Here is a 24,843-nt window from a genome sequence, read left to right on the forward strand (position 1 = left end):
TGATCGCGCTTGCCCCACAAATGCAATCGCCCGACAACTGCGATCGGGTCAACAAATGCGATCGTGACGCAGGCACGCCTTCACAGGCAGGACGCATAATCGGACCAAGGAGGCAGGCATGCACGGCGGCGGACTCGAACTGGCACTGGTATTCCTGCTGGCCGCGGTGATCGCGGTGCCGGTGTTCCGGCGCTTCGGCTTGGGCGCGGTGCTGGGCTATCTCACTGCCGGCGTCGCGTTGGGTCCCTATGGCCTGAAGGTGGTGCGCAATGCCGAGCCGGTGCTGGCCGCGTCCGAGATCGGCGTGGTGATGATGCTGTTCGTCATCGGCCTGGAGCTGTCGCCAGCGCGACTGAGGGTGATGCGCAAGCCGGTGTTCGGTGCCGGCGGCGCGCAGGTGGTGTTGTGCGGCCTCGCGCTCGGCGTGCTGACGATGCTGACGGGCTACGGCTGGAAAGCCGGTGCGGCGGTCGGGCTGAGCCTGGCGCTGTCGTCCACGGCGGTGGGCCTGCAACTGCTGTCCGAGCGCAAGGCGCTGACCGCCGAGCACGGTCGGCTCGCCTTCGCGATCCTGCTGTTCCAGGACCTCGCGGCGATCCCGCTGCTGGCGGCGATCCCGTTGCTGGGCAAGGCACGCGCGGCCGACCACGGACTGGGCTGGGACGAGTTGGCGATGGCGATCGGCGCGATCGCGTTGCTCGTGATCGGCGGCCGGTTGCTGCTGCGCCAGATGTTCCGCGTGGTGGCGCGTACGCAGATGCCGGAGGTATTCACTGGCGCCGCACTGTTCAGCGTGCTGGGCGCGGCGTGGCTGATGCAGATGGCAGGACTGTCCGCGGGCCTGGGCGCGTTCATCGCCGGCGTGCTGCTGGCCGATTCGGAGTTCCGGCACGAGCTCGAAGCGCAGATCGATCCATTCAAGGGCCTGCTGCTCGGCTTGTTCTTCATGGCCGTGGGCATGAGCATCGACCTCAAGGTCGTGCTGTCGGACCCGCTGCTGATCACGGGTCTGGTCGCGGCGCTGATCATCGTCAAGTTCGGCATCCTGTTCGTCGTTGGACAGCGTCCGGGCGGACTGGACTGGCGCGAATCGCTACGCCTGGGCGCGGTGCTCGCGCTCGGCGGCGAATTCGGTTTCGTGGTGTTCCAGGAAGCGCTGCGCGTCGGGCTGATCGACAACCACATGCGCAACCGGCTGGTGGCGGTGGTCGGCCTGTCGATGGCATTGACGCCGTTGCTGGTGATGGCCGTGGAACGCCTGCTCGCGGCCGCCCCAGAAGCGAAGCCGGTGCGCGCCTACGACACCATTCCCGACCATCAGCCGCAGGTGCTGATCGCGGGTTTCGGACGTTTCGGGCAGATCGTCGCGCGCCTGCTGCTGGCGCATAAGACACCCTTCATCGGCATCGAGCACAGCGCCGACCAGGTCGATTTCGTGCGACGGTTCGGCAGCCCGGTCTATTACGGCGATCCGGCGCGACCGGACCTGCTGCGTTCGGCCGGTGCGGCGCAGGTGAAGGTGTTCGTGGTCGCCATCGACAAGGTCGACGACAACCTGCGCACGGTGCGCGCGATCCGCAAGCTGTATCCGCAGGCCAAGGTGTTTGCGCGGGCGCGCGACCGTCGCCATGCCTGGGAACTGATGGATCTTGGCGCACGGCCGATGCGCGAGACCTTTCTGTCCAGCCTGAAGCTCGGCGAGGAGGTGCTGGTCGAACTCGGTGTTCCGCCGGAGGTCGCGCGCGACCACGCCGAACGGTTCCGCGACCACGACCGTCGCCTGCTGCGCGCGCAGTACCTGATCCGCGACGACGAGGATGCGCTGCTGCAGTCGACCAGGGACGCGCGCCGTGAACTGGAAGAACTGTTCAAGGCCGACTACGGCGAAGGCCTGCTCCGCGAAATCGCCGATGCGACCGCAACGCCCGAACGCGGTGAAGAGGAATGACGGCGGCGAAGAGGAATGACGGACGCGGGCGAGCCCGTTCGGACCCGCGCTGACGTTTTTCTCAGCGCGGGTCGCGCAGGAAACGCGCCATCGACACGTTGTTGCCCGGCGCCGGCGACGCGAACTCGGCCGCGATATCGACGAAACCGCGCATCACCGCGATCTCGCGCGGCGTGCGGTTGAGACTGTCGCGCTGGTCGGGGTCGGCACCGGCGCGCAGCAGGCGCTGCACCACGCGCAGCAGGCCGTGCAGCGAGGCCAGGTGCAGCGGGGCGAAGCCGCGCGGATCCTGTGCGTCGAGCAGCACGTCGTGGTCGAGCAGCAGTTCCAGGCCGGCGATCAGCACGTCCTCGTCGGCGGCGGTGCCCGGCTCGGCGCGTGCGCCCAACAACAGCAGCAACGGTGTCGCACCCGCAGCGGGAACATCGGCATCGACACCGGCCAGCAGCAACGTATCCAGCAGCGCCACCAGGCGCGTGCGATCGCGCGCGGTGAAGCCGTACATCGCCGCGCAGTGCAGTGCCTGCCGGCCCTGCGAATCGCAGGCCTGGACGTCGGCGCCGGCGGCGAGCAGGCGCGCGGCCAGATCGGTCAGGCCCAGCGCGCAGGCCACCATCAGCACGGTCAGGTCGCCCGGCAGGCGCTGTTCCAGCGACGCGCCGGCAGCGATCAGGCGGTCGACGATTTCGATGTGGCGCATGCTCACCGCCGCCGACAGCGGCGTCGCGCCGGAATGGGCGGCGCGTTGCGGGTCCGCGCCTCGGGCCAGCAGCAGGTCCACCACCGCGCGATGACCACCACCGGCCGCACGCAGCAATGCCGTGCAGCCCTGGTTGTCGAGTGCATCGACCGGCATGCCCAGATCGAGCAGGCGCCGCACCGCATCGGCATCGCCGACGATCGCGGCGGCGGGCACGTCCTGCGGCTGCAGCGGGCGTTTCGGCAGCGGCCATCCACGCCAGTCGAGCCAGTCGGCCAGGTCGCGTCGGCCTGAGGCCAGCGCCACGCCGAGCGGGGTCTGGCCATCGGTGGCCAACAGGTCCGGGGAAGCGCCCTGCGCAACCAGCCGCTTGAGCATGCCTTCGCGGCCGAGCGCGGCGGCCAGGTGCAAGGCGCTCATGCCATGGCTGTCGCGCAGGTTGAGGTCCGTGCCGGTCGCCAGCAAACGATCGACCAGGCGCGACCAGCCCAGGCGCACTGCCAGTGAGAGCGACGGGTCGCCAGCCTTGGACGGCGCGAACGCATCGGCGCCGCGGTCGAGCAGGTCCAGCGCGCATTGCTCCAGTCCGCGCCCAGCCTGTTCGCCGGCCGCGCAGGCGGCAAGAAACCGCGCCAGTCCGCCCGCGCCCGCCGGCGAAACGCCACGGCGCAACAGCACCTGCAGCGACGGCATCGCCGCCGCGCCGCGGTCGAGCAGATGGAACAGCACGGTGTCGCCGTGCGCGTCGCGGACTTCGGCGTCGGCGCCTTGCGCCAACAACCACGACATCCTGTCCGGCGCGATCAGTGTCTCTTCGTCGTGCAACAGCGCGCCGCGTTCGGCGGGCGTAAGCAACTGCGCCAGCCCGCCCAGTTCGGTGGCGCGCCCTTCCTGCAGGCCTTCGCGCAGCAGCGCCGCTGGGGCGCGGTCGGGAAGTGCGGAATCGCCGCCCTCGGCGTCGCTCACGCTGGCCGGCAGAGGGTAGGAACGATCGAGCGCCGCCACCAGCGACCAGCGACCCGCCTCGGCGGCGCGATCGATGGCGCGCTTGCCGTCCTGGTCGCGCAAGTCGGGATCGAGGTCGAGGTCGAGCAGGCGCTCCACCAACGTCGGCGTGGTGCTCTCGGCCATGCAGGCCAGCATCAGTGCGTTGCGCCCGTCGCGATCGACGATCGCAGCCTGCGCCTCGCCGCCACGCGGCAGGTGCTCGAGCAGGCGTTCGAACATCGCCTGGCGCCCGCCGCGGGCCGCCTCCATCAGCGGACTGCGACCGACCTTGTCGAGCGTGGCCGCGTCGGCGCCAGCGGCGAGCAGCGCCGCGGCAATATCGATGTGGCCGGCGTAGGCGGCGATGTGCAGCGCACTGCGGCCTTCGCCGTCGCGTGCGTCGACCTTGGCGCGGTGCTTGAGCAGCAACTGCACGCCGGCGAGATCGTCGTCCTCGCCGCCGGATGCGGCGAGCAGAGCCGGCTGACCGCCGGCGGGCTCGGGGCGCGCACCGCGTTCGAGCAGGAATTTGGCCAGGCGCCAATTGCCTGCTGCACAGGCCACGCCCAGCGGGGACAGGCCGTCGCGCCCGAGCGGGTCGAGCTCGGCCGCGGCGTCACGCAGCAGCGCTGCCACGCCGGGATCGGAACTGCGCGCGGCATGGTGCATCGGAGTGTAGCCGTCGCCATCGGTCGCGCGCGGATCGGCGCCGTTGGCCAACAGCGTCATCACCGCATCGGGCCGGCCGTGCCAGCTGTCGCGAGTGGCGGCCAGCAGCGGCGTCATGCCCGCGTACGAATGATTGAGATCAATGCCGTGGGCGATCAGCGCTCGCAGCAGGCGCAGGTCCGGCAACACAGCGGCGAGCACGGCGAGGCTGCGCTGGTCGCGCTCCTCGACCGGAGGCGGCGACGACAGATCGGCGCCGGCATCGATCAGCTCCAGCGCGCGCTCGACACGGCCGGCGCGGGCGGCGGCGTACAGCGCCGGTTCGAGCGCTTCGCCATACAGCGGGACATCGTCGACGACTTCATCGGCGGCTTCGGGTTCGAAGCCCGGCAGAGGATCGGCCGGATCGGTCTGCTGCAGCCATCCGTGCAGCAGCGGCGTGGCCACCGCGAACAGGCCAGCCACGAGCCAGCGCGCGCCGCCTTCGATCAATCCCGGCCAGGCCAGCACGACCACCAGCGCGGCCAGCGCCAGCACGGCCGCGGCGACGCCCAAGCCGCGCCAGGCGCTCAATTCCAGTTCGCCCAGCGCACGCCAGTGTTCCTGCAGCGGCGCACCTTCACGCTCCAGGCCAAGCCACAGCGGCCAGACCCGCCACAACCCCAGCAACACCAGTCCGGCCACCGTGCTCAAACCCAGCGCCGCCATCAGCGAACCGCTGTCGAGCAACGACGACAACGGCCAGGCGATCATCGCGGCGAACGCGCCCACGCCCAGCGCCCACAGCCCGGCCAGCGCCAGACCATCGCGCTTCCAATCCCGTGGCAACGATTCCTCTCCGTCGCGCCAGGCACGCACGGCCAGCGCCACCACCGGTTGCGCCAGCGTGCCGAGGATGGCGGCGACCGCGTGGCCGGCCGCAGTGGCCAGTGTCAGGGCCAGGCCGACGGCGAACATCGCCGCCAAACGCCATCGGGAGGACCCTGTGGTCTGCGGCTTCGGCTCAGGCATCGGTGCCCCAGTCCTCCTTCATCGGGTCGTCCACGGTCGGCGGGAATTGCAGGTGGAAACCGCGTTGGGACAGGTTCTCGCGCACCACGCCGGCATCTTCCAGGGCGAGCTTGCGCTCGGGCGTCAGCGCCACTTCCAGCACGAACTGCAACGCGCCCAACTGCGTGCGCAGAGGTTCGGGCAGGCGCGCGAAATCGTCGCGCGTGGCGAGGTAGACGTAGGTGTCGGCCTTGCGAAGGCTCTTGTAGACGTAGGCTTGCATCGGTCGGAGCGAGGGCGGCGTCCCACGCGCACAGCGTGATAGTGCGCACAGCATACCCGCCGCGACGATGCGCGCGCACATCGATGTTCAGGCTGCGGAACGCCCGCGCCTGCTAGCCCCGCGGGCGACCGCGATCACACTGCGGCCGGTTTCGCCAGGTCACCCGATCGGGCCAGCCGCTCGGGCTTCAAAGTGCCGGTCAGTGATAGCCGGCGTCGGCCGCGACCTTGCCCCTGAACACGCGGTACGACCAGAACGTGTAGCCCAGGATCGCCGGCAACAGCACGACCAGCCCGACCAGCAGGAACCCCTGCGAAGAAGGCGGCGAGGCCGCATCCCAGATGCTCATCGCCGGCGGCACGATGTTGGGCCAGATGCCCAGCACCAGGCCGGCGAAGCCCAGCGCGAAGAAGCACAGGGTCAGCACGAACGGCGCCGCATCGCCGCCCTGCCGCATCGCCGCGCGCCACAGCGCGAACGCGTTGAGCAATGCCAGCAGAGGGACCGGCGCGAGCCACCAGAAATTTCCGCTTTCGAACCAGCGCGCCATGATCCTCGAATCGAGGAACGGCAGCCATGCGCTGACCAGACCCATGAACGCGACCACCACCAGCACCAGCGGCCGCGTCAGTCCGCGCGCGACCTGCTGCATGCGTCCATCGGTCTTGAGCACCAGCCAGGTCGCACCGAGCAGCGCGTAGCCGAACAGCACCGCGACACCGGTCAGCATCGAGAACGGACTGAACCAGGAGAACGCGCCGCCGACGTACTTGCCACCCTGCATCGGCATGCCTTCCACCAGTGCGCCCAGGATCACGCCCTGCGCGAACGCGGCGAACATCGAACCCAGCGCGAACGCCGCGCCCCAGGCCGGTTTGGCACGCCGTGCCTTGAAGCGGAATTCGAACGCGACGCCGCGGAACACCAGCGCGATCAGCATCAGCAGCACCGGCAGGTACAGCGCCGACAGCACCACCGCATACGCCTTGGGGAACGCCGCCAGCAATCCCGCGCCGCCCAGCACCAGCCAGGTCTCGTTGCCGTCCCAGATCGGCGCGGCGGTGTTCATCATGTGGTCGAGCTGGTGCTCGTCCTCGGCGAACGGCGCGAGGATGCCCAGCCCGAGCACGAAGCCGTCGAGCAGCACGTACATCAGTACACCGAAGCCGATCACGCCGAACCACACCACCGGCAATACGGTCGCCATGTCCATTACGCGCCCTCCCCGGTCGGTGCCACGGTTTCGTCGGCGGCCGACAGCGGGCGCGCCGGCGTCTTCTCGCCGCGCTCGGTATGCTGCGGCGGTTCATGCGGATGTGGGCCCTGCACGACCAGCCGGCGCAGGTACCAGATACCGGCGCCGAACACGATCGCGTAGACCGATGCATAGACGATCAGCGAGGTCATCACGCTGGCCGCGGCAATCACCGGGCTGACCGCGTCGGCGGTGCGCAGCAGGCCGTAGATCACGTAGGGCTGACGCCCGATCTCGACCACGTACCAGCCGGACAACAGGGCGACGAATCCCGACAGCATCATCACGCGCCAGCCGGTCAGCACGGCGCGCGATTCGAATATCCGTCCACGCCACCACGCCCACAGCGAGGCCAGCACCAGCAGCAGCATCGCGGTGCCCAGCCCGACCATCAGCCGGAACGCGTAGAACACCGGTTTAACCGGCGGCCGCTCGCTGGCGGGCACCGACTTCAGCGGCTCGATCTCGCCATCCAGGGTATGGGTGAGGATCACGCTGCCCAGGCGCGGCAACGCGATCTCGAAGTCGTTGCGCTCGGCGGTTTCGTTGGGCACCGCGAACAGCACCAGCGGCACGCCCTCGCCTTTGGGCATGTGCTCCCAGTGCCCTTCCATCGCCGCTACCTTGATCGGCTGGTGCTTGAGCGCGTTGAGGCCGTGCTGGTCGCCGACCAGCACCTGGGTCGGCACGGTGATTGCGGCGAAGATCATCGCCGCCTTGAGCATGCGCCGGCCGGCTTCGATGTGGACGCCGCGCAGCAGGTACGACGCACCGACGCCACCGATCACGAAGCAGGTCGTGATGAACGCGGCCAGCACCATGTGCGTGAGCCGGAACGGGAACGACGGGTTGAAGATGATCGCCCACCAGTTGGCGGGCTCGAACACACCGTTGACGATCTTGTAGCCGGCCGGCGTCTGCATCCAACTGTTGGCGGCGATGATCCAGAACGTCGAGAACAGCGTGCCCAGCGCCACCATGCAGGTCGCCAGGAAGTGCATCTTCTCGCTGACGCGCCCCCAGCCGAACAGCATCACGCCGAGGAAGGTCGCCTCCAGGAAGAACGCGGTCAGCACTTCATAGCTGAGCAACGGTCCGAGGATGCTGCCGGCCTGCTCGCTGAGCGTCGCCCAGTTGGTGCCGAACTGGAAGCTCATGACGATGCCGGACACCACGCCCATGCCGAACGACACGGCGAAGATCTTGGTCCAGAAGAAGAACAGGTCGCGCCACAGCGTGTCGCGCGTGCGCAGCCAGCGCCATTCGACGAAAGCCAGCCAACTCGCCAGGCCGATCGTGAAGGCCGGGAACAGGATGTGGAACGAGATCACGAAGCCGAACTGGATCCGCGACAGCAGAAGGGCATCCACTCAACGTACCTCCGCGGCACGCGCAGTGGCGCCGCGCCGGATATTGTGCGCCGCCACCTCCGGGGCGCATAGGTTCAGATCTGTCCGAAGCTGCCGTATCAACCCGGCGGACAGCCGGTCCGTAGCAGTAACCATGCGGCCCGTCCTCAGGAATCGTCACCGCCGCGAGGCGGGGATCCAGCGACTTCAACTCCTTGAAAACAAACGCTGCCGTGTGCTCATCGTCGGCCACATCGAGGCCAGCCGGGACGCGCAGACGAGGTGCATGAGGTCGCGTACCAGCAGCCCCCGCCCATCGAACCTCCATGACGCATGGCCCGATCCGGCAAACCCGCAGGCTGCTAGGCTGCGACGGTTTTACCCATTCCCGACCCGACACCACCGGACCCGTCCACTTGTCCATGCGCCCGACTCCGATCGCCTCCGCCCTTGCCATTACCTTCCTGCTGCTGGCCCCGCATGCGCAGGCGCAGACTCCCGCTGCTGCCAGTGCCACCGCCAGCGCGATCACCCTCGATCAGGCCATGGCCGATCCGGACTGGATCGGTCCGCCGGTCGAACGGGCCTGGTGGGCCTGGGACGGCCAGCGCGTGCAATACCAGCTCAAGCGCGAGGGCGCGACGATCCGCGACACCTGGCAGCAGGGCATCGCCGGCGGCACCGCGACCAGGCTCGACGGCGCCGCGCGCGCCGACCTCGATGCCTCCGACGCGGTGTACGACGCTTCGCGCACGCGCGCCGCTTTCGTCCGCAACGGCGACGTGTTCGTGCGCGACCTGCGCAGCGGTGCGCTGACCCAGGTCACGCGCAGCAACGAGGCCGAATCGCAGCCGCAGTGGAGCCGCGACGGCAACCTCGTGATGCGCAGCGGCGATGCCTGGTACCAGTGGCGCGCCGGCCAGGGCCTGAGCCAGGCCGCCGTGGTCAAGGGGGAGAAGGACCCGGCGGCTCCGCCGAAGGCCGACGACCTGCGCGAGCGCCAGCTGGCGATGATCGCCACGCTCAAGAACGACCGCGCCCAGCGCGAGGCCGCGCGCACGCAGGACAACGACTGGCGCCGCGCCGATCCCACCCGCGCTCCGGCTCCGACCTACCTGGGCGACGACGTCAAGATCGTCGACAGCGCGCTGTCGCCGGATGCGAAGTGGCTGCTGGTGGTGACCCAGGCCAAGGCCGGCGATGAAGGCCAGGCCGGCAAGATGCCCAAGTACGTGACCGAGTCGGGCTACGAGGAATTCGAGGACGCGCGCACGCGCGTCGGCCGCAATTCGCCGCTGCCGCACAAGCTGTGGCTGGTCGACGTGGCCGGCGCCAAGGCCACCGAACTCAAGCTCGACGCGTTGCCGGGCATCGGCGAGGACCCGATGGCGGCGATGCGCAAGGCCGCCAAGCTCGATCCGCTGAAGGGCAACCGCGACGTGCGCATCGAAAGCGACGCCAACGGCGGGGGCCCGGCCATCCACTGGAGCGACGACAGCCGCAATGTCGCCGTGCTGGTGCGTGCGGTGGACAACAAGGACCGCTGGCTTGCCAGCGTCGATCTGGCGGGCGCCAAGCTGGTCACCCGCGACCGCCTCACCGACAACGCCTGGATCAACTGGGGCTTCAACGAGTTCGGCTGGGTGCCTTCGTCCAGCGGCGGCGACGGCGCACTGTGGTTCCTGTCCGAGCGCAGCGGCTACTCGCACCTGTACCTCAACGAGAACGGCAAGACGCGCGCGCTGACCTCCGGCAAGTGGGAAGTGTCGGCGCCCGCGTTGGCGGCCGACGGCAAGACCTTCTACTTCGTCTGCAACCAGAAGTGGCCGGGCGACTACGAAGTTTGCGCGGTCGACCGCACGGGCGGATCGGTGCGCGAAGTCACCGCGCTCGACGGCGTCGAGGACTTCTCGCTTTCGCCCGACGGCACCCGGCTTCTGGTGCGCCATTCCGACAGCTACATGCCGCCCCAGCTGGCGGTGATGAACGCCAACGGCGACGGCGTCGTGCAGCTCACCGACACGCGCAAAGCTGAGTTCCGGAACCGCGAGTGGATCGAGCCCGAGTACGTGCAGGTGCCGAGCAAGCACGGCGCCGGCGTGGTGTGGGGCAAGTTCTACGGACCGAAGACTTATGAGCCGGGCCGCAAGTACCCGATTGTGATGTTCGTGCACGGCGCCGGCTACCTGCAGAACGTCAGCGACCGCTACCCGAACTACTTCCGCGAGCAGATGTTCCACAACCTGCTGGTACAGCAGGGTTATATCGTGCTCGATCTGGACTACCGTGCCAGCGAAGGCTACGGCCGCGACTGGCGCACGGCGATCTACCGCAACATGGGCCATCCGGAACTCGAGGATTACCTGGACGGCCTGGACTGGCTGGTCGCCAACAAGCAGGGCGACAAGGGCCGCGCCGGCATCTACGGCGGCAGCTACGGCGGCTTCATGACGTTCATGGCGCTGTTCCGTTCGCCGGGCACGTTCAAGGCCGGCGCGGCGCTGCGTCCGGTGGTGGACTGGTCGCAGTACAACCACGAGTACACCAGCAACATCCTCAACACGCCGGTCCTGGATCCGCAGGCCTACAAGGTCTCCTCGCCGATCGAGTATGCCGACGGGCTGCAGGACAACCTGCTGATCGCCCACGGCATGATCGACGACAACGTGTTCTTCAAGGACTCGGTGATGCTGACGCAGAAGCTGATCGAGTTGCGCAAGGACAAGTGGGAGATTGCGCCGTACCCGCTGGAGCGCCACGGCTTCACCCATCCGGACGCGTGGTACGACGAGTACCGCCGCATCTATGAGCTGTTCCAGCGCACGTTGAAGTAAGCAGCGACGTTACGCAGCAGCAAGCCCTCTCCCGCACGCGGGAGAGGGCTCGATGACACAGGCTTCGCGCGTTACTTCGTCGCGGCCGTCGTCCCCGCCGACTCTTCCTTCCAGCTGCTGTCCGGATCGAATCGCGTCATCGCCTTGGCCGTCTTCTCGCCGCCTGGGCCCAGGTCCTTCTCGAACACCTCGCCATCGTGGCTGATCATGAAGCTCATGACGCCGGTGTCGTTGTACTTCGCCGGCCAGGCAATGACCGCGAAGCCGCGGCTCATGTTGTCGCCGATCTTGTAGTTGTACGCGCCGCCCGGCGCCGACGGTCCCTGCGAGGTCAGCAGGCGGAAACGGTAGCCGTGCCATTCGCTGCCCGGGGTGGCGTCCGCGAACAGTGGGCCGAGCGGGCTGATCTCCCCGCTGTCGTCGTCGGCCCAGTACAGGCCATCGTGCTTGCCGTCGGTGCTGACCACTTTCTGCGCGTATTCGAGGACGCCGTCGCCGTCGTGGTCTTCCCGCGCGTAGTCCATCTGCGCGTCGTTGTATGCGCGCACGGACTCCAACGTGGCCAACTCGTTGCGGCCAATGCGGCGCTGACGGATTTCCTCGGCGCCGGCGCGGACATCGAACTCCCAGCCGGTCCCCGACTGCGCCAGCGGTATCGGGAACTTCCAACCATCCTTGCCGACGGATAGGAAGGCCTTGCCATCCGCGGCGGATTCGAACGAATGCCGCGCGCGATAGCCGCTGAGAAAGGCTTCGACGTCGGCGCGGTCGACGCCCTCGGTCGGGATGTATTCGCGCCAGTCCTTGCCAAGCAGCGCCTCCAGCTGCTTCGCATCCGCCTTCTGCGTGCCCAGGGCCGCGATCAGCGCATCGGCCGCGGCCTGCTGGTTGGGATACGCCTGCTGCGCCCACGCCAGCGGTACCACGACGGTGGCCAGCGCCAATGCGATGGCGAGCTTGGCCGCTTTCGAGTTCGTCTTCATGGTTCCCTCCTCAACGACGATGCCCGCCGCCGGAGCGCTGGGGCGGACGGGACTGACGCGCCACCTGGTGACCGCCACCACCGCCGCGCGATGCGCCAGACCGGCTGGCGGAGGCGTGACTGGCCCGCCCGCGGTCGGCCTGCGCTCGCGACTGCGACGGGTTGCGTGCGCCGGCGACGGCGTTGTTGCGCGGCGGCTGGCGTTGGGACTGCTGCCTGCGCGCGGCGTCGCGCGCCTGGGTGTTGTTTTGCCCCCGTTGCTGGTGCGTCTGCGCCCGGTTGCGTGAACCTTGCCCGGCCTGCTGACGATCGCGTGCGCCCTGCCCGGCCTGCGCCTGGCGATTGGCCGCCTGGGAACGATCGCGCTGCCCCTGCGCGGCCTGGGCTCGCTGGCGGTCCTGCGCCTGCGCCCGCTGGCGATCCTGCATCTGCGACCTGTCGGCGGTTGCACGCGCGCGATCGCGCGCCTGGTTGTCGCGCACATCGCGGCTCGCCGCCTGCGCGCGTTCGCTCGCCGAGCGGTTTCCGGCGCCTCGCTCCTGGATACCGCGCTGTTCCATCGACTGGCGCGCCCGTTCGCGATTGGCGGCCCGCGCCGGATCGTCGCCGCGGAACGCGTCACGCCCTGCGCTTCCCTCCATCTGCCGGCCGTAGCGTTCGCGGCTGGCGTTGTCGCGATAGGGAACACCGTCGCGATGCACCGAGTTGTGCTGCCAGCTGTTGCGATTGCCCTCGAAGCTGCGATTGGAGTTGATGTTGTTGTAGTTATTGACGTCGATGTCGACGTCGCCGCCACCCCAGTCCATGTCGCCCCACAACGCGCTGGTGATCGCCACGCCGGTGCCGAAGGCAAGGCCGGCGACGAGTGCGCTGCCGGGGTAGTAGTACGACGGCGGCGGGTAATACGCCGGCGGGTACGACGGATACGCCCACGTGCCGTACGCCGTGGTCGGGTTGTAGCTGGGCACGTACACCGTTTCCGGGTTGGACGGCTCGATGATGATGGTGGGCGACGATGTCGTCTGCACTTCCTCGACCGTCCCGCCCGTGGCCGGTGCCGCCGCCGGCTCAGGGGCGACTGCCGGCTGCTCGCTCACGCGCTGGTACTCGTTGCTCTGCAGGTTGCCGGCGGCCTGTGCCTGCCGACGCAGGCGCTGCACCGCGTCCATGACGTCCTCGGGCTGCGCCAGGAATGCATCGCCCAGGCGCTGCACCCACGGCGGATCCATGCCCAGCGTGGCCATCACCTGCGGAAACGCCACCAGCGACTGCACGCTGGGATCCCACGGCTGCGCGGCCACCTGTCGCACCGCTTCGTCGCCTTTCGCATCCGGATGCGCTTTCGACCAGGTCACCGCATCGGCCACGTTGCCGGGGTAGGTCGCAGCCATCAGCACCTGCGCGAGCAACGAGTCGGGATAAAGCGCGATCGGCGCGACCATCTGGTCGAGTTCCGCCACGCTGAACACCGACTGGCTCGGCGTCGGCGCGGGCGCCGGTGCCGGTGCGGCAGGTGCCGGCTGGGCGGGCGGCGTGGCCGTCGTGGCGGCGGGCGTCGCGGCCGGTGGCTTGGGCTCTTCCTTCGAGCACGCCGCCAGGGCCACGACGATGAGGGCGATCGTAAAACGATGGATGCGCATGGGCTTCTCCAACGCTGGGCGTACCGACCACCTGAACGACGGCCGGACCCGGTCGGCGCTTATCTTGCAGGGCGTGCCCGCTATGTCCCCGTGAAGTCGATTCAGGCGAATTGCCGCATGCGAATGCTGCCGCGGCGCTCACCGCCCACTTCCCGCACCCGGGAGGCGGGCGACGCTTCGATCATTGCGCTGCCGGGGTCGTGCCTTCGGGCACTTCCTTCCAGCTGCTGTCGGGATCGAAGCGCGTCATCGCCTTGGCCAGCTTCTCGCTCTCGGGCCCCAAGTCCTTCTCGAACACCTGCCCGTCGTGGCTGATCATGAAGCTCATGACACCCGTGTCGGCGTACTTCGCCGGCCAGGCAATCAGTGCGAAACCGCGGCTCATGTTGTCGCCGATCCTGTAGTCGTACGCGCCGCGGAACGCCGACGGGCCCTGCGCGGTCAGGATGCGGTATTGGTAGCCGTGCCACTGCCCGTCGGGCGTGTCGTCGCCGAACAACGGGCCAAGCGGACTTTCCTCGCCACCCTCCACTTGGGCCCAGTACAGGCCATCGTGCTTGCCGTCGCTGCTGAGGAACTTCTGCGCGTACTCGAGCACGCCGTCGCCGTCGCGGTCGACGGCGGCATAGTCCATCTGCGCGTCGTCATAGGCCAGCGCGGCCTGGACCGCGTCCAGTTCGTTGCGACCGATCCGGCGCGCGCGGATTTCCGGCTCGCCGGCCTCGACGTCGAAGACCCATCCCGCGTCTTTCTTCACCAGCGGGGCCGGCAGCGTCCAGACATCCTTGCCCACGGCGAGGATGGCGCGTCCCGCCGTTGGGGTCTGGAACGAATGCTGCTCGCGATAGCGCTTGAGGAAGGCGTCCACGTCTTCGCGATCGACACTGTCCAGCGGAACGTATCGGCGCCAGTCAGGCCCGAAGATCGCGGCCAGGCGTGCCTCATCGGCTTTCTCGCTGCCGAGCGCGGCGACCAGCGCCTGCGCGGCGGCGTCCGGCGTCGGGAAGGGCTCCTGCGCGGCGGCCAACGCTGCCATCGATGCCAGGCAGGCCAGCGCGGACAAACGAACGATGGGGATCATCTGAGTCTCCTTTCAACGACGCCGGCCACCGGAACGCCCGCCACCGGAACGCGCCGGTCGCGACATCTGGCGACCCGCACTGCGTGAACCCGACCGCTGCGACGCGGAATAGCTGCCATGTCCGCGGTTCGACGATGCACGCGACTGCCCCGGATTGCCCGCGCCGGCGAAGGCGCTGTTGCTTTGACCACTGCGGTTGCCTGAGTACTGCTGACGCGCGCCGTCGCGGGCCTGCGCATTGCGCTGCGCGCCAGTGCCCGCCATGTCGCGTCCGCCCGCCTGCTGCCGGTTCATCTGCTGCGACGCTTGGCCGGCGCGGTCGCGCGCTTCGCGGTTGCTGGTGGCCGGCGTTTCGAAGCCGCGCTGCGACATCGACTGGCGTGCCCGGTCGCGGTCGGCGGCACGCGCCGGGTCGTGGCCGCGGAAATTGTCGCGCTGCCCGGCGCCGTCCAACTGGCGGCCGTACTGTTCGCGGCTGGCACGGTCGCGGTAGGGCACGCCGTCGCGATTGGCCGAGTTGTGGCGCCAGGTGTTATCGGAACGATTGATCTGGCGATTGCTGTTGATGTTGTTGTAGCGGTCGACATTGATGTCGATGTCGCTGTGGCCCCAATTGAAGTTGCCCCATAGCGATGCGGTGATCGCGATGCCGGCGCCCCAGGCCATCCCCGCCACGAACGCGCCGCCCGGGTAGTAATAAGGCGACGGCGGGTAGTAGTACGGCGGATACGAGGGATACGGCCAGCCGCCGTAGACCGTGGTCGAGTTGTAGCTCGGCACGTACACGACCTGGGGGTTGGCCGGTTCGATGACGATCGTCTGCGCGGCCGGTTGGACCACCGTCGTGGTGCCCCCTGCAGCGGCCGGCGCTGCCGGCTCCGTGGTGACTTTCTGCTGTTCGTTGGACTTCAGGTTGCCTGCGGCCTGCGCCTGCCGGCGCAGACGCTGCACCGAATCCATCACGGCCTCGGGCTGGGCCAGGAACGCATCGCCCATCTTCTGCACCCAGGCCGGGTCCTTGCCCAGCAGGTCCAGGACCTGGGGAAACGCCACCAGCGACTGCACGCTGGGATCCCAGGGCTGGTTGGCCACCTGCCGCACCGCATCGTCGCCCTTGGCATCGGGATGTGCCTTCATCCACTTCACCGCATCGGCGACATCGCCGGGGTAGGTCGTGGCCATCATGACCTGCGCGAGCAGCGAATCCGGGTACAGCGCGACCGGCGCCATCATCTGGTCCAGCTCTTCGCGCTTGAACGTCGTTTCGGATTGCGCGGCCGAAGCGGCCGGCGCAGCGGCCGGCGCGCTAGCCTGCGGCGACGCCCCGGCGGCCGCGACGAACAGCAGGGCCACCATCGGCAAGTGACGCGTGGAAATGCGCATTGGGAATCCCCCATCGCAAGACGTCTGGGTTCGCGCTCAGCGCATCAGGGATGGCGCCGGGCCTTCGGCGGCTATCATAGGCTTCGCGCGAATCGCGCCTGTTCACATGGCCAACACGCCCGTGCCCCACACCGACACCGTTACCGACAGCGATACCGGCTCCGACATCGACGTCGTCCGTGACTACCTGACCGGCCTGCAGGACCGCATCTGCGCGGCCATCGAAAGCACCGACGGCCGCGCCCGTTTCCGCGAGGATCAGTGGCAGCGCGCGCCCGACGGCGCCAGCGCCGAAGGCACCACGCTCGCCAGTGGCGGCGGCCGCACCCGCATCCTGCGCGACGGCGCGGTGTTCGAGCAGGCCGGCATCGGTTTCTCCGACGTGTCCGGCACCAGGCTGCCGCCGTCGGCAACCGCCGCGCGACCGGAACTGGCCGGCGCTTCGTGGCGTGCGGTCGGCGTGTCGCTGGTGTTCCATCCGCACAATCCCTACCTGCCGACCACGCACGCCAACGTGCGTCATTTCCGCGCGATCCGGGACGGCGAAACCGTGGCGTGGTGGTTCGGCGGTGGCTTCGACCTGACGCCTTTCTACCCGTTCGACGAGGACGTGCTGCATTGGCACCGCACCGCGCGCGAGCTGTGCGAGCCCTTTGGTGCGCAAGCGCGGTACGACAAGCACAAGCACTGGTGCGACGAGTATTTCTTCCTCAAGCATCGCAACGAGACGCGCGGCGTCGGCGGCCTGTTCTTCGACGACCTGCACGAAGACTTCGAGCGCGACTTCGCTTACATGCGCGCCGTCGGCGACGGTTTCCTCGACGCCTACCTGCCGATCGTGGAGCGTCGCCGGGATACGCCCTTCGGCGAGCGCGAGCGGCAGTTCCAGTTGTACCGTCGCGGTCGCTACGTCGAGTTCAACCTGGTGTTCGACCGCGGCACGCTGTTCGGTTTGCAATCGGGCGGCCGCACCGAGTCGATCCTGATGAGTCTGCCGCCGCTGGTGCGCTGGGAATACGGTTTCACGCCGGAGAACGATTCGGCCGAAGCGCGCTTGGCCGACTATCTGCGTCCGCGCGACTGGCTTGCCGAACTGTCGACAAAAGGCTGAGTTTCAGGCTCCGCCCTGACGGGTGTCGTCCTGGCCCGGATCGCCTTTGCCTTCGACCTCACGCATGAGAATGGTGATGTGGCCGTTGGTTTCCAGCAGCGCCAGGTGCACGTGGCTGATGTCGCTGCAGCCGGCCTCGCGCATGGCCTTGGCCAGGTCGTCGCGGCTGACCAGCTCGCGGCGCAGCACGTCGCGATAGACATGGCCGTTGCGGGCCAGCACCACCGGCTCGCCTTCGAGCAGGCGTTCGGCCCGTTGGCTGCGGGCGGTGACGAAGCCGACCATCCAGTTCAGCGTCATCAGCGTGGCCGCCAGCAGCAGTCCGCCGGCCATCGACGTGTCGGTGCCGAGCAGCGCGTTCTGCACCGCGTTGCCGAGCAACACGATCAGCAGCATGTCAAACGAGGTGAACTGCCCCATCGTGCGCTTGCCGGACAGGCGGATCATCGCCAGCAGCACCACATAGACCACGACCGCGCGCAGCACGAACTCCCACCACGGCATCGACATGTGCAGCATTGCGCTCATCGTTCCCTCCGTGCCACACACGGGGCGCGGTGATGGTGATATGCCGGTCGCCATCTATCCGTTCGCCCTGAGCGTAGCGCAGGCAAGTCGAAGGGCGAGCGGGCCCGCAAAGTTCGCCGCCCGCCCATCCTTCGCCCTCAGCGCTGCGCGCTAGCGCTTCCTTCGACTTCGAGCCTGCGGCCCTACGCTCAGGACGAACGGTGTCGGTGATTCAGGTCGGCCGGTGATATATCTACGGGGCGTTCTACAGCGCGTCCGAATCGACCTCGCCGGTGCGGATGCGCACCGCGCGCTCCAGGTCCCAGACGAAGATCTTGCCGTCGCCGATCTTGCCGGTGCCGGCGGCCTTCATGATGGCTTCCACCACGGCCTCGGCCTGGTCGTCGGTCACCGCCACTTCGAGCTTGATCTTGGGCAGGAAGTCGACCACGTACTCGGCGCCGCGGTAGAGCTCGGTATGGCCCTTCTGGCGCCCGAAGCCCTTGACCTCGGTGGCAGTGATGCCGGCGACCCCGGCGTCGGCCAGCGCCTCGCGGACGTCGTCGAGCTTGAACGGCTTGATCACCGCCATGACCATCTTCATTGCATCGTCTCCCGGATCCGCACAGCAGGATAACGCGAAGGGCTCCTACTGATCTCCGCGGAGGGCAGCCTCCAGCAGCGACCGCGACCCAGGATCGTTCGTCGCGGCGGATGGCCGATCGGCCGCGGCTTGCCGGGCCTGCTAGAGTTGCGCCCCCACGTCCGAGGACTTTCCCGACACCGGGCCACGGCTGGCGCCGACGGCGGCATCACATCTGCCCCGCCAAGCTGGTCCCACTGTCGGAGAACTGCCCATGATCGACCTGACCCAAATCGACGAGCTTGCCCGCCGCCTCAGCGGCCTGGTTCCCCCCGGTGTCCGCGAGAGCCGCGAGGAACTGCAGCAGAACTTCAAGGCCGTCCTGCAATCGGGGCTGGCCAAGCTCGATCTGGTCACGCGTGAGGAATTCGACGTGCAGCGCGCGGTGCTGATGCGCACCCGCGAGAAGCTGGAAGAACTGCAGCGCGCGGTCGCCGAACTGGAATCCCGGGTCGGCTCCGACACCCAGACGCCGCGCCACTAAGGCGTCCCTCCCATGAACCTGGCACTCGTGCACAGCCGTGCGCGATCGGGCGTCCGCGCGCCTGCGGTGCGCGTGGAGGTCCATCTCGGCGGCGGATTGCCGGCGATGTCGATCGTCGGCCTGCCGGAGGCGGCGGTCCGCGAAGCCCGGGACCGGGTCCGCGCCGCGATCCAGTGCTCCCAGTTCGAATTCCCGGCGCGGCGCATCACCGTCAACCTGGCGCCCGCCGACCTGCCCAAGGATGGCGGGCGATTCGACCTGGCCATCGCGCTGGGGATCCTCGCCGCCAGCGGGCAGATTCCGCTGGAGCCGCTAGGCCAGTACGAATTCCTCGGTGAGCTCGGGCTGACCGGCGAGCTGCGCGCCATCGACGGCGTGCTCCCCGCGGCGCTTGCTGCGGCCGAGGCCGGGCGCGGCCTGGTGGTGCCTGCCGGCAACGGCGCCGAAGCGGCGCTGGCCAGCCGTGTCGACGCCAGCACGGCCCGCACGCTGCTGGAGGTCTGCGCGCTGCTGCACGGGCGCAGGTCACTGCCCCGCGCCGAAGTGCAGTGGGTCGCGCCGCGGCCCGGGCCTGACCTCGCCGACGTCCGCGGTCAGGCCCATGCGCGGCGCGCGCTCGAAATCGCGGCGGCGGGCGGGCATCACTTGCTGCTGATCGGACCTCCCGGCTGCGGCAAGACACTGCTGGCCTCGCGTCTGCCGGGCCTGTTGCCGGAAGCCTCCGAGGACGAAGCACTGGAAGCGGCGGCCATCGCCTCGGTCAGCGGCCGCGGCATCGACCCCGCGCGCTGGCGCGAGCGCCCTTTCCGCTCGCCTCACCACACCGCCAGCGCGGTGGCGCTGGTCGGCGGCGGCGCCGATCCGCGTCCCGGCGAGATCTCGCTGGCGCACCAGGGCGTGCTGTTCCTCGACGAACTACCCGAATGGGACCGCCGCGCGCTGGAAGTGCTGCGCGAACCGCTCGAATCGGGCCTCGTCACGGTGTCGCGTGCGGCACGCAGCGCCGAATTCCCGGCGCGGTTCCAACTGGTCGCCGCAATGAATCCTTGTCCGTGCGGCTGGGCCGGCGACAACAGCGGCCGCTGCTGCTGCACCGACGATGTCATCCGGCGCTACCGAGCGCGGATTTCCGGACCGCTGCTCGACCGCATCGACCTGCACATCGATGTCCCACGCCTGCCGCCGGCGGAACTCCGGCCCGACGCCACGCCTGGCGAAAGCAGCGCGCAGGTGCGCGAACGCGTCGTGCGCGCACGCCAGTGTCAGCACGAGCGCGCATCCAAACCCAATTCGCGACTCGACCAGGCCGAAACCGCATCGCACTGCCGCGTTTCCGAGCGCGATCACGCGCTGCTGGAGCGTGCGATAGACGCACTGCAGTTATCGGCGCGCTCGATGCACCGCATCCTGCGCGTCGCCCGCACCATCGCCGACCTCGACGGCAGCGCGGGCATCCTCACGCATCACCTGACCGAAGCCATCGGCTTTCGGCGCAACGATCGAAATCAGGGCGGCGTACAAGCGGCTTGAACCGTGGGACGGGAGCCTGTCGATTCTCCGCAGGCCGACGGGCCGACGTCCTCAGCCCCGACGCAGCCCCGACGCGCGCCCGCAGGTGATTCGGAAGCTATGGAGTGCCGTGCTCGAGCCGAGCTCATCGCACGATACGGCGGCGCCGGCTGAAGCAACGGCAATGAGCCCGCCCCAGACGGGACGTGCTCAGAAAGTCGTCAGCCGCAGTCGTCAGCCACAATTGATCGCACACACCTTCGGACGCTCGAGGTAATCGCGGGCGCCTTCGCGGGCTTCGCGCATCTCCGCCTCGGTACCGCAACGGGTCACGTTGACCTTGGTTCCCGACACGCGCTCGCGCCAGCACACGTTCTTGCTGTCATGTGCCGACCGGGTGTTCTGGACCTCGGCATTGATCCGCTCCAGGGCGTTTTCCAGGCGCACCTGTTCCTCGACCGTCAGCTGGTCGAGGCGGGTTTTGCCTTCGGTCACCGCGAACACTTCCACTTGCGCCTTGCGGATGGCATTGACCTGACGTTTGGTCAAGCCGTCCGTACGGCCTGCGTCGATGTCGCTCTTCAGCTCCTGCTGCTGCGTCTGGATCATTTGCAGGCCATCTTCAGCGGACACCGGTTCCGCCGACCACGCCACCAAGGGCAACAACATCGACAGGCAGACTGCGAATCGCTTCATGGCCTTCCCTCCGTTGTGAATGCCATCCGTCAACGCGAACCAATACTGTCGCGCGCGTTTCCGCCGCAATCTACGCCGTCCCCCATGTTGCCGCAGATGGACGCCTCGCCCTTCCATTGCTGCGCGCCTTCACTGATCTGCTGAATCTCGGCGATCGTGGCGCATCGCGTCTTGGGGATCGTGGAGCCGAGCTTGTGCTCGCGCCAGCACTTCTGCCGGTCCGCCTCATTACCCGAGATGACGGCCTTGACCACCTCGATCGAATTGAAGACCTCCACCTGCTCGCTGGCACTGAGTTGATCCAGCGAACTGACGCCATCAAGCAGCGCGAAGATGCGGTCCTGTGCGGCATGCATCCTGTCCAGCTCTTCGCGGTCGAAGCGCGAATAGGCGCCTGTGGAACTCTCCGACTGGCTGCGGATCTCACGCTGCTGCAAAAGAATCTGCACCACCTTGTCGGCGCTGGCCACTGCCGGCAGCGCCACGCACAAGGCAACCAACAACGCGACGACGGACTTCTTCATGTAATCCTCCATCGCCATCCAGGTCACTCAGGGACCGGGGCGGCATTCACTCGTTGCGGCAATCCGCGCAGATGCTGCCGGAATCCATGATGTCGCGCGCGGCATCGCGTTCCTGGCGCCACTGCGCGGCGGTCTTGCAGACGCGTTCCTTGCGGTTGCTGCCGAGAACGGGGCGGCGCTCGCAGACCATGCGCTCGTCCGCGCTGTTGTTGGCGACGGACGCGATCCATTCGAGCGTGTTGAACACTTCGGTTCTCTGCTGCTCGTTGAGGTCGTTGGTGGATTGCTTGCCCTCGAGCATGTGCAGCATGCGCGACTGCTTCTGCAGCAACTCGTTCCGGTCCGAGGCGGACAGGTCGTCGTATGGCGCCTTGCGGGCCTCCACGTCGTCGCGGATCTCGGCCTGCTGGGTACGGATATCGTCGATCAACAGCACGCTACGGTCGGCGGACGCGAATGCCGCGGTCGACGCCAACAACAACGAAAGTAAGAAAGCACCTGTCTTCATGGCAGCCTCGGGGGGTGGGGGGAAGTGTGACCCGGTGCAAATTACGCCTTGAGAACGGCGCTCACAAGCCGGGACGTCTTCTACCCCCCAACGAAAAAGGGGAGGCCCGAGGGCCGCCCCTTTTCTGAATAGAACCGGGCGCCGGTCCGGCGAGCCGGCGCTAGCGACCGTTCTGGACGCGATTGAGGCCCATCTCTTCGCGGGCGCGCTCTTGGGCTTCCCGCTCCTGGGCCACGGTGCGGCAGACGCGCGTCGTACGGGTGCTGCCCAGGGGTTTCTCCCGACGGCACACCAGTCGCTCGTCATCGCTGTTGTTGATCGCCCCTTCGATCCACTCCAGCGTATTGAACGCCTGCATCTGCTGCTCTGCGGTCAGGTCGGCGGCGGTCTTCTTGCCCTCCAGCATCGTCAGCAGCGCGGCCTGCTTCGACAGCAGCTCGACCCGCGTGTCAGGCGACATGTCCTTGTAGCGTCCCTTCTGGGCCATCACGTCATCGCGGATCTGCATTTGCTGCGCCACCACGGCTCCGACCTGCAGAGGCTGGCGGGCATTCGTATCCGCCGCGGCCGCAGAAAAAGACGCCATGCACAGCACAGCGAAAAACAAAGCACGCATGTTCACAATCCCCTGGCTCCCCGTTGAGGAACACAAAGTAGCTAGGCGACGGGCCCCCTGTCCACCGGACTAATGGCCTACGGCGTTGACATTCATGAACAGAACGACCGCCGAGCGCTCTCGGCGGTCGTCAGCTCTCCCCCCGCGAAAGCCGATCGGGCCAACGGCGATCTGCTGCTGCGCGACGACCGTCGCGACTTCGATCGGCTTGCGGGTATCGGCCGGCGGCCACCGAACGAGGCGACTTAGAGGCGAGTTAAAAACAGGCGGCGCATATCCTTTGTTGAACGCTCCCGTTGAGGCGCACAACTTGGCGAGCCTGCGAACCGAATGACAGGCACCAGCGTGACATCGCGAAATGAGTTTTTTGTTGCGGTCAGCCTGGCGCCCACACCACGCCCGCCGGATCCAATTCGGCCGTTTCCATCACCTCGCCGCGCCAGCCGAAACCGCAGATCGCCAGCGCGCCCTGGTGAACGTGATCGAGGCCGAACGCCCTCTCCAATTCGACCTCGTTGATGGCGCCGGTGATGAAGGCACCCAGCCCGGCTTCGGTGGCGGCCAGGTACAGCGTCTGCGACAGGTGTCCGGCCTCCAGCGCCACCACGCGGTAGCCCTTGGCGTGGTGGCGATATTTCCAGAACGTGCGGTCGAAGCGTGGCGACAGCAGCACCATCACGTGTGCGTCGGCGAACCAGTGCTGCTGCGCGACCATGTCCATCATGAATTCGCGCAGCGGTTTGTCGGGCAGGGCCAGCGGCTCCAGCGCGTGCTGCTGCGCCTGGTAGTGGTACAAACCGGGCGCGACCCCCTCGACGTGCTGGACGATCAGGTAGCACTCCATCGGATGCAGGCCGCCGCCGGAGGGCACGTTCTTCTTCAGGAACACGGTGTCGTCGCTGACCCGCACTTCCGCCTGCGCGGCGAACACACGCTGCAGCAGTTGCGCGAACAACTCGAGCGGCAGCTTGCGGCTGGCGTCGAAGTTGCGGCAGGTGACGCGGCGTGCGAGCAGGTGATCGAAATCGTTGGGGGCGATGCGCGGCAGGGGCAGGTGTCCGGCTCCTTCGCTACATGCCGCCGCCTCGACCGGAGGCGGGCCGAGCACCTCACGCATCTGTGCGGCGGTCTCGGTGCCGCTGTCCTTCATGTTCTGCACCGCGTCCACTTCGCTCCAGCGCGTGAAGGCGTGCAGCGTCGCGGCCAACGGGTGCCAGTAGGTGCCGCGCAGGGCTTCGTCGCGGGCGCGCATGGCGGAGTGGCGCTTGCCGTCGGCGATCAGCAGGCCTTCCTTGAGTAGCCGATCGATGGTCTGGGCGGGATGCCCGGTCAGCGTGGCGGCTTCGACCCATTGGCTGGGACTGAGCGCACCGAGGAACTCGCGCTCGACCTCATCTACCTCGACCTCGTCCCCCACGTGAGGCGCCAGGGCCAACCAACGACGCTCACGTCGCAGCCCGTCACCGCCGGCCAGCAACACAGCCAGGTCGAAACTGACTTCCTCGCGAGGCTCCATGTAGAGCACTGCACAACGACGAACTTGCATGCCCACCCCCGGGACGACTTGCCCCCTGTTACCAGATTATCGTGCCTCGGCGGGTGGGGTAGACTCCCGCATAGAGCTTTCCACTCAACCAACTCAGGAGATGCCATGAAGGCTGTCGGGCATGGCTTAGCGGGAGTGCGGGCGAATGAAAAGAAGTCCGTTCCCTTGAACGCGCAACTTGCGGAAACCCTTCTTCATCAACTTAGCTCCGATGACGGATTTCGTGAGCAGTTTCGCTCCAATCCTCTACTCGCGCTAAAGAGCATTGGCTACGAGACCCCGGAACGGGGAAAAATGACTGCCTGTGGGCTGGTCCCTCAAGCGGAACCAGAGCCTTTTTCACTGTGCGAGGTTGGAGTGCTCGCCTCTAAAGAGTCAATTCTGGAAGCGTGGGGCGCATTGAGGGCCACTCTTGTACAAGGATTGGCCTATAACACCCCCACCTTTGAAGCGACAACCTTGGCGGCCCGCCGAAAGAAGTAGAAAAAGAGTAGACCTGCGGCAGTCGGGAGGCGGCCCGTCTGCCGCGCCGCTCTAGGGGCTGTCACATACGGGGGGCGTTACCGACGCTGACCTCTTGCGCCTCAGACGAAATCGC

General features: G+C 67.9%; 21 protein-coding genes. 6 read left to right on the forward strand and 15 right to left on the reverse strand.

Annotated features, from left to right (window positions below; genetic code table 11):
* Positions 1-118: 118 nt before the first annotated feature.
* Positions 119-1,948: a monovalent cation:proton antiporter-2 (CPA2) family protein gene (locus tag J2X06_RS13840; RefSeq protein ID WP_310063336.1), complete on the forward strand. Its 1,830-nt coding sequence runs from the start codon at positions 119-121 to the stop codon at positions 1,946-1,948.
* Positions 1,949-2,009: 61 nt separating this feature from the next.
* Here J2X06_RS13840 and J2X06_RS13845 read toward each other — a convergent pair whose 3' ends face one another.
* The 4 genes from J2X06_RS13845 to J2X06_RS13860 form a co-directional block, all read right to left on the reverse strand.
* Positions 2,010-5,315: an ankyrin repeat domain-containing protein gene (locus J2X06_RS13845; RefSeq protein WP_430539581.1), complete on the reverse strand. Its 3,306-nt coding sequence runs from the start codon at positions 5,313-5,315 to the stop codon at positions 2,010-2,012.
* On the reverse strand, positions 5,308-5,577 hold the full coding sequence (locus tag J2X06_RS13850) for a YcgL domain-containing protein (RefSeq protein ID WP_310063338.1): 270 nt from the start codon (positions 5,575-5,577) through the stop codon (positions 5,308-5,310). Before J2X06_RS13850 ends, J2X06_RS13845 begins: the two co-directional genes overlap by 8 nt.
* 199 nt (positions 5,578-5,776) lie before the next feature.
* On the reverse strand, positions 5,777-6,790 hold the full coding sequence (gene cydB / locus J2X06_RS13855; protein ID WP_310063340.1) for a cytochrome d ubiquinol oxidase subunit II: 1,014 nt from the start codon (positions 6,788-6,790) through the stop codon (positions 5,777-5,779).
* Positions 6,790-8,202, reverse strand: coding sequence for a cytochrome ubiquinol oxidase subunit I (locus tag J2X06_RS13860; protein ID WP_310063342.1), 1,413 nt, complete (start codon positions 8,200-8,202; stop codon positions 6,790-6,792). The genes cydB and J2X06_RS13860 overlap by 1 nt, the downstream gene beginning before the upstream one ends.
* Before the next feature lie 401 nt (positions 8,203-8,603).
* Here J2X06_RS13860 and J2X06_RS13865 point away from each other — a divergent pair, with 401 nt between their 5' ends.
* Positions 8,604-11,015: a prolyl oligopeptidase family serine peptidase gene (locus J2X06_RS13865; protein WP_430539582.1), complete on the forward strand. Its 2,412-nt coding sequence runs from the start codon at positions 8,604-8,606 to the stop codon at positions 11,013-11,015.
* Positions 11,016-11,086: 71 nt separating this feature from the next.
* Here J2X06_RS13865 and J2X06_RS13870 read toward each other — a convergent pair whose 3' ends face one another.
* The 4 genes from J2X06_RS13870 to J2X06_RS13885 form a co-directional block, all read right to left on the reverse strand.
* Positions 11,087-11,998: a DUF2950 domain-containing protein gene (locus J2X06_RS13870; RefSeq protein WP_310063344.1), complete on the reverse strand. Its 912-nt coding sequence runs from the start codon at positions 11,996-11,998 to the stop codon at positions 11,087-11,089.
* A gap of 10 nt (positions 11,999-12,008) precedes the next feature.
* The gene (locus tag J2X06_RS13875; RefSeq protein WP_310063346.1) at positions 12,009-13,637 is read right to left on the reverse strand and encodes a DUF3300 domain-containing protein; all 1,629 of its coding nucleotides are present in this window, start codon (positions 13,635-13,637) and stop codon (positions 12,009-12,011) included.
* A gap of 181 nt (positions 13,638-13,818) precedes the next feature.
* Positions 13,819-14,718 (reverse strand): DUF2950 domain-containing protein, encoded by a 900-nt coding sequence (locus tag J2X06_RS13880; RefSeq protein ID WP_310063348.1) that lies wholly within the window; start codon positions 14,716-14,718, stop codon positions 13,819-13,821.
* Between the two features lie 12 nt (positions 14,719-14,730).
* Complete coding sequence (locus tag J2X06_RS13885) at positions 14,731-16,101, reverse strand: DUF3300 domain-containing protein (protein WP_310063349.1); 1,371 nt, start codon at positions 16,099-16,101, stop codon at positions 14,731-14,733.
* Between the two features lie 106 nt (positions 16,102-16,207).
* On the opposite strand from J2X06_RS13885, the gene hemF reads away from it, so the two are divergent.
* Positions 16,208-17,212: an oxygen-dependent coproporphyrinogen oxidase gene (gene hemF / locus J2X06_RS13890; protein ID WP_310063350.1), complete on the forward strand. Its 1,005-nt coding sequence runs from the start codon at positions 16,208-16,210 to the stop codon at positions 17,210-17,212.
* A 3-nt stretch (positions 17,213-17,215) separates the two neighbouring features.
* On the opposite strand, the gene J2X06_RS13895 is transcribed toward hemF, so the two are convergent.
* Together J2X06_RS13895 and J2X06_RS13900 are read right to left on the reverse strand one after the other, a co-directional pair.
* Positions 17,216-17,740 (reverse strand): DUF421 domain-containing protein, encoded by a 525-nt coding sequence (locus J2X06_RS13895; RefSeq protein ID WP_310063352.1) that lies wholly within the window; start codon positions 17,738-17,740, stop codon positions 17,216-17,218.
* A 244-nt stretch (positions 17,741-17,984) separates the two neighbouring features.
* A complete protein-coding gene (locus J2X06_RS13900) occupies positions 17,985-18,323 on the reverse strand; it encodes a P-II family nitrogen regulator (RefSeq protein ID WP_310063354.1) in 339 nt (112 codons plus the stop codon).
* Positions 18,324-18,576: 253 nt separating this feature from the next.
* On the opposite strand from J2X06_RS13900, the gene ubiK reads away from it, so the two are divergent.
* Both ubiK and J2X06_RS13910 read left to right on the forward strand, forming a co-directional pair.
* Complete coding sequence (gene ubiK, locus J2X06_RS13905) at positions 18,577-18,846, forward strand: ubiquinone biosynthesis accessory factor UbiK (protein WP_310063355.1); 270 nt, start codon at positions 18,577-18,579, stop codon at positions 18,844-18,846.
* 12 nt (positions 18,847-18,858) lie between these two features.
* The gene (locus tag J2X06_RS13910) at positions 18,859-20,376 is read left to right on the forward strand and encodes a YifB family Mg chelatase-like AAA ATPase (RefSeq protein ID WP_310063357.1); all 1,518 of its coding nucleotides are present in this window, start codon (positions 18,859-18,861) and stop codon (positions 20,374-20,376) included.
* A 213-nt stretch (positions 20,377-20,589) separates the two neighbouring features.
* On the opposite strand, the gene J2X06_RS13915 is transcribed toward J2X06_RS13910, so the two are convergent.
* The 5 genes from J2X06_RS13915 to J2X06_RS13935 all read right to left on the reverse strand — a co-directional run bounded on the left by J2X06_RS13915 (position 20,590) and on the right by J2X06_RS13935 (position 24,245).
* Positions 20,590-21,051 (reverse strand): hypothetical protein, encoded by a 462-nt coding sequence (locus tag J2X06_RS13915; protein ID WP_310063359.1) that lies wholly within the window; start codon positions 21,049-21,051, stop codon positions 20,590-20,592.
* A 29-nt stretch (positions 21,052-21,080) separates the two neighbouring features.
* On the reverse strand, positions 21,081-21,575 hold the full coding sequence (locus tag J2X06_RS13920; protein WP_310063362.1) for a hypothetical protein: 495 nt from the start codon (positions 21,573-21,575) through the stop codon (positions 21,081-21,083).
* A gap of 46 nt (positions 21,576-21,621) precedes the next feature.
* Positions 21,622-22,083 carry a hypothetical protein gene (locus J2X06_RS13925; RefSeq protein ID WP_310063363.1) on the reverse strand — a complete coding sequence of 154 codons (462 nt, stop codon included), beginning with the start codon at positions 22,081-22,083 and terminating at the stop codon, positions 21,622-21,624.
* 160 nt (positions 22,084-22,243) lie between these two features.
* A complete protein-coding gene (locus J2X06_RS13930; protein WP_310063365.1) occupies positions 22,244-22,699 on the reverse strand; it encodes a hypothetical protein in 456 nt (151 codons plus the stop codon).
* A gap of 376 nt (positions 22,700-23,075) precedes the next feature.
* A complete protein-coding gene (locus tag J2X06_RS13935; RefSeq protein ID WP_310063367.1) occupies positions 23,076-24,245 on the reverse strand; it encodes a putative peptide maturation dehydrogenase in 1,170 nt (389 codons plus the stop codon).
* 105 nt (positions 24,246-24,350) lie between these two features.
* On the opposite strand from J2X06_RS13935, the gene J2X06_RS13940 reads away from it, so the two are divergent.
* Positions 24,351-24,728: an NHLP-related RiPP peptide gene (locus tag J2X06_RS13940; protein ID WP_310063369.1), complete on the forward strand. Its 378-nt coding sequence runs from the start codon at positions 24,351-24,353 to the stop codon at positions 24,726-24,728.
* Positions 24,729-24,843: the final 115 nt, after the last annotated feature.

This window comes from Lysobacter niastensis, from assembly GCF_031457115.1.
Classification (GTDB): domain Bacteria; phylum Pseudomonadota; class Gammaproteobacteria; order Xanthomonadales; family Xanthomonadaceae; genus Lysobacter_J; species Lysobacter_J niastensis_A.

Excerpts from the sequence above, each read along its gene's own strand:
- J2X06_RS13840 (WP_310063336.1), top strand. The coding sequence starts at position 119 with ATGCACGGCGGCGGACTCGAACTGGCACTGGTATTCCTGCTGGCCGCG.
- J2X06_RS13845 (WP_430539581.1), bottom strand. The coding sequence starts at position 5,315 with ATGCCTGAGCCGAAGCCGCAGACCACAGGGTCCTCCCGATGGCGTTTG.
- J2X06_RS13850 (WP_310063338.1), bottom strand. The coding sequence starts at position 5,577 with ATGCAAGCCTACGTCTACAAGAGCCTTCGCAAGGCCGACACCTACGTC.
- cydB (WP_310063340.1), bottom strand. The coding sequence starts at position 6,790 with ATGGACATGGCGACCGTATTGCCGGTGGTGTGGTTCGGCGTGATCGGC.
- J2X06_RS13865 (WP_430539582.1), top strand. The coding sequence starts at position 8,604 with ATGCGCCCGACTCCGATCGCCTCCGCCCTTGCCATTACCTTCCTGCTG.
- J2X06_RS13870 (WP_310063344.1), bottom strand. The coding sequence starts at position 11,998 with ATGAAGACGAACTCGAAAGCGGCCAAGCTCGCCATCGCATTGGCGCTG.
- J2X06_RS13875 (WP_310063346.1), bottom strand. The coding sequence starts at position 13,637 with ATGCGCATCCATCGTTTTACGATCGCCCTCATCGTCGTGGCCCTGGCG.
- J2X06_RS13880 (WP_310063348.1), bottom strand. The coding sequence starts at position 14,718 with ATGATCCCCATCGTTCGTTTGTCCGCGCTGGCCTGCCTGGCATCGATG.
- J2X06_RS13885 (WP_310063349.1), bottom strand. The coding sequence starts at position 16,101 with ATGCGCATTTCCACGCGTCACTTGCCGATGGTGGCCCTGCTGTTCGTC.
- hemF (WP_310063350.1), top strand. The coding sequence starts at position 16,208 with ATGGCCAACACGCCCGTGCCCCACACCGACACCGTTACCGACAGCGAT.
- J2X06_RS13895 (WP_310063352.1), bottom strand. The coding sequence starts at position 17,740 with ATGAGCGCAATGCTGCACATGTCGATGCCGTGGTGGGAGTTCGTGCTG.
- J2X06_RS13900 (WP_310063354.1), bottom strand. The coding sequence starts at position 18,323 with ATGAAGATGGTCATGGCGGTGATCAAGCCGTTCAAGCTCGACGACGTC.
- ubiK (WP_310063355.1), top strand. The coding sequence starts at position 18,577 with ATGATCGACCTGACCCAAATCGACGAGCTTGCCCGCCGCCTCAGCGGC.
- J2X06_RS13910 (WP_310063357.1), top strand. The coding sequence starts at position 18,859 with ATGAACCTGGCACTCGTGCACAGCCGTGCGCGATCGGGCGTCCGCGCG.
- J2X06_RS13915 (WP_310063359.1), bottom strand. The coding sequence starts at position 21,051 with ATGAAGCGATTCGCAGTCTGCCTGTCGATGTTGTTGCCCTTGGTGGCG.
- J2X06_RS13920 (WP_310063362.1), bottom strand. The coding sequence starts at position 21,575 with ATGAAGAAGTCCGTCGTCGCGTTGTTGGTTGCCTTGTGCGTGGCGCTG.
- J2X06_RS13925 (WP_310063363.1), bottom strand. The coding sequence starts at position 22,083 with ATGAAGACAGGTGCTTTCTTACTTTCGTTGTTGTTGGCGTCGACCGCG.
- J2X06_RS13930 (WP_310063365.1), bottom strand. The coding sequence starts at position 22,699 with ATGCGTGCTTTGTTTTTCGCTGTGCTGTGCATGGCGTCTTTTTCTGCG.
- J2X06_RS13935 (WP_310063367.1), bottom strand. The coding sequence starts at position 24,245 with ATGCAAGTTCGTCGTTGTGCAGTGCTCTACATGGAGCCTCGCGAGGAA.
- J2X06_RS13940 (WP_310063369.1), top strand. The coding sequence starts at position 24,351 with ATGAAGGCTGTCGGGCATGGCTTAGCGGGAGTGCGGGCGAATGAAAAG.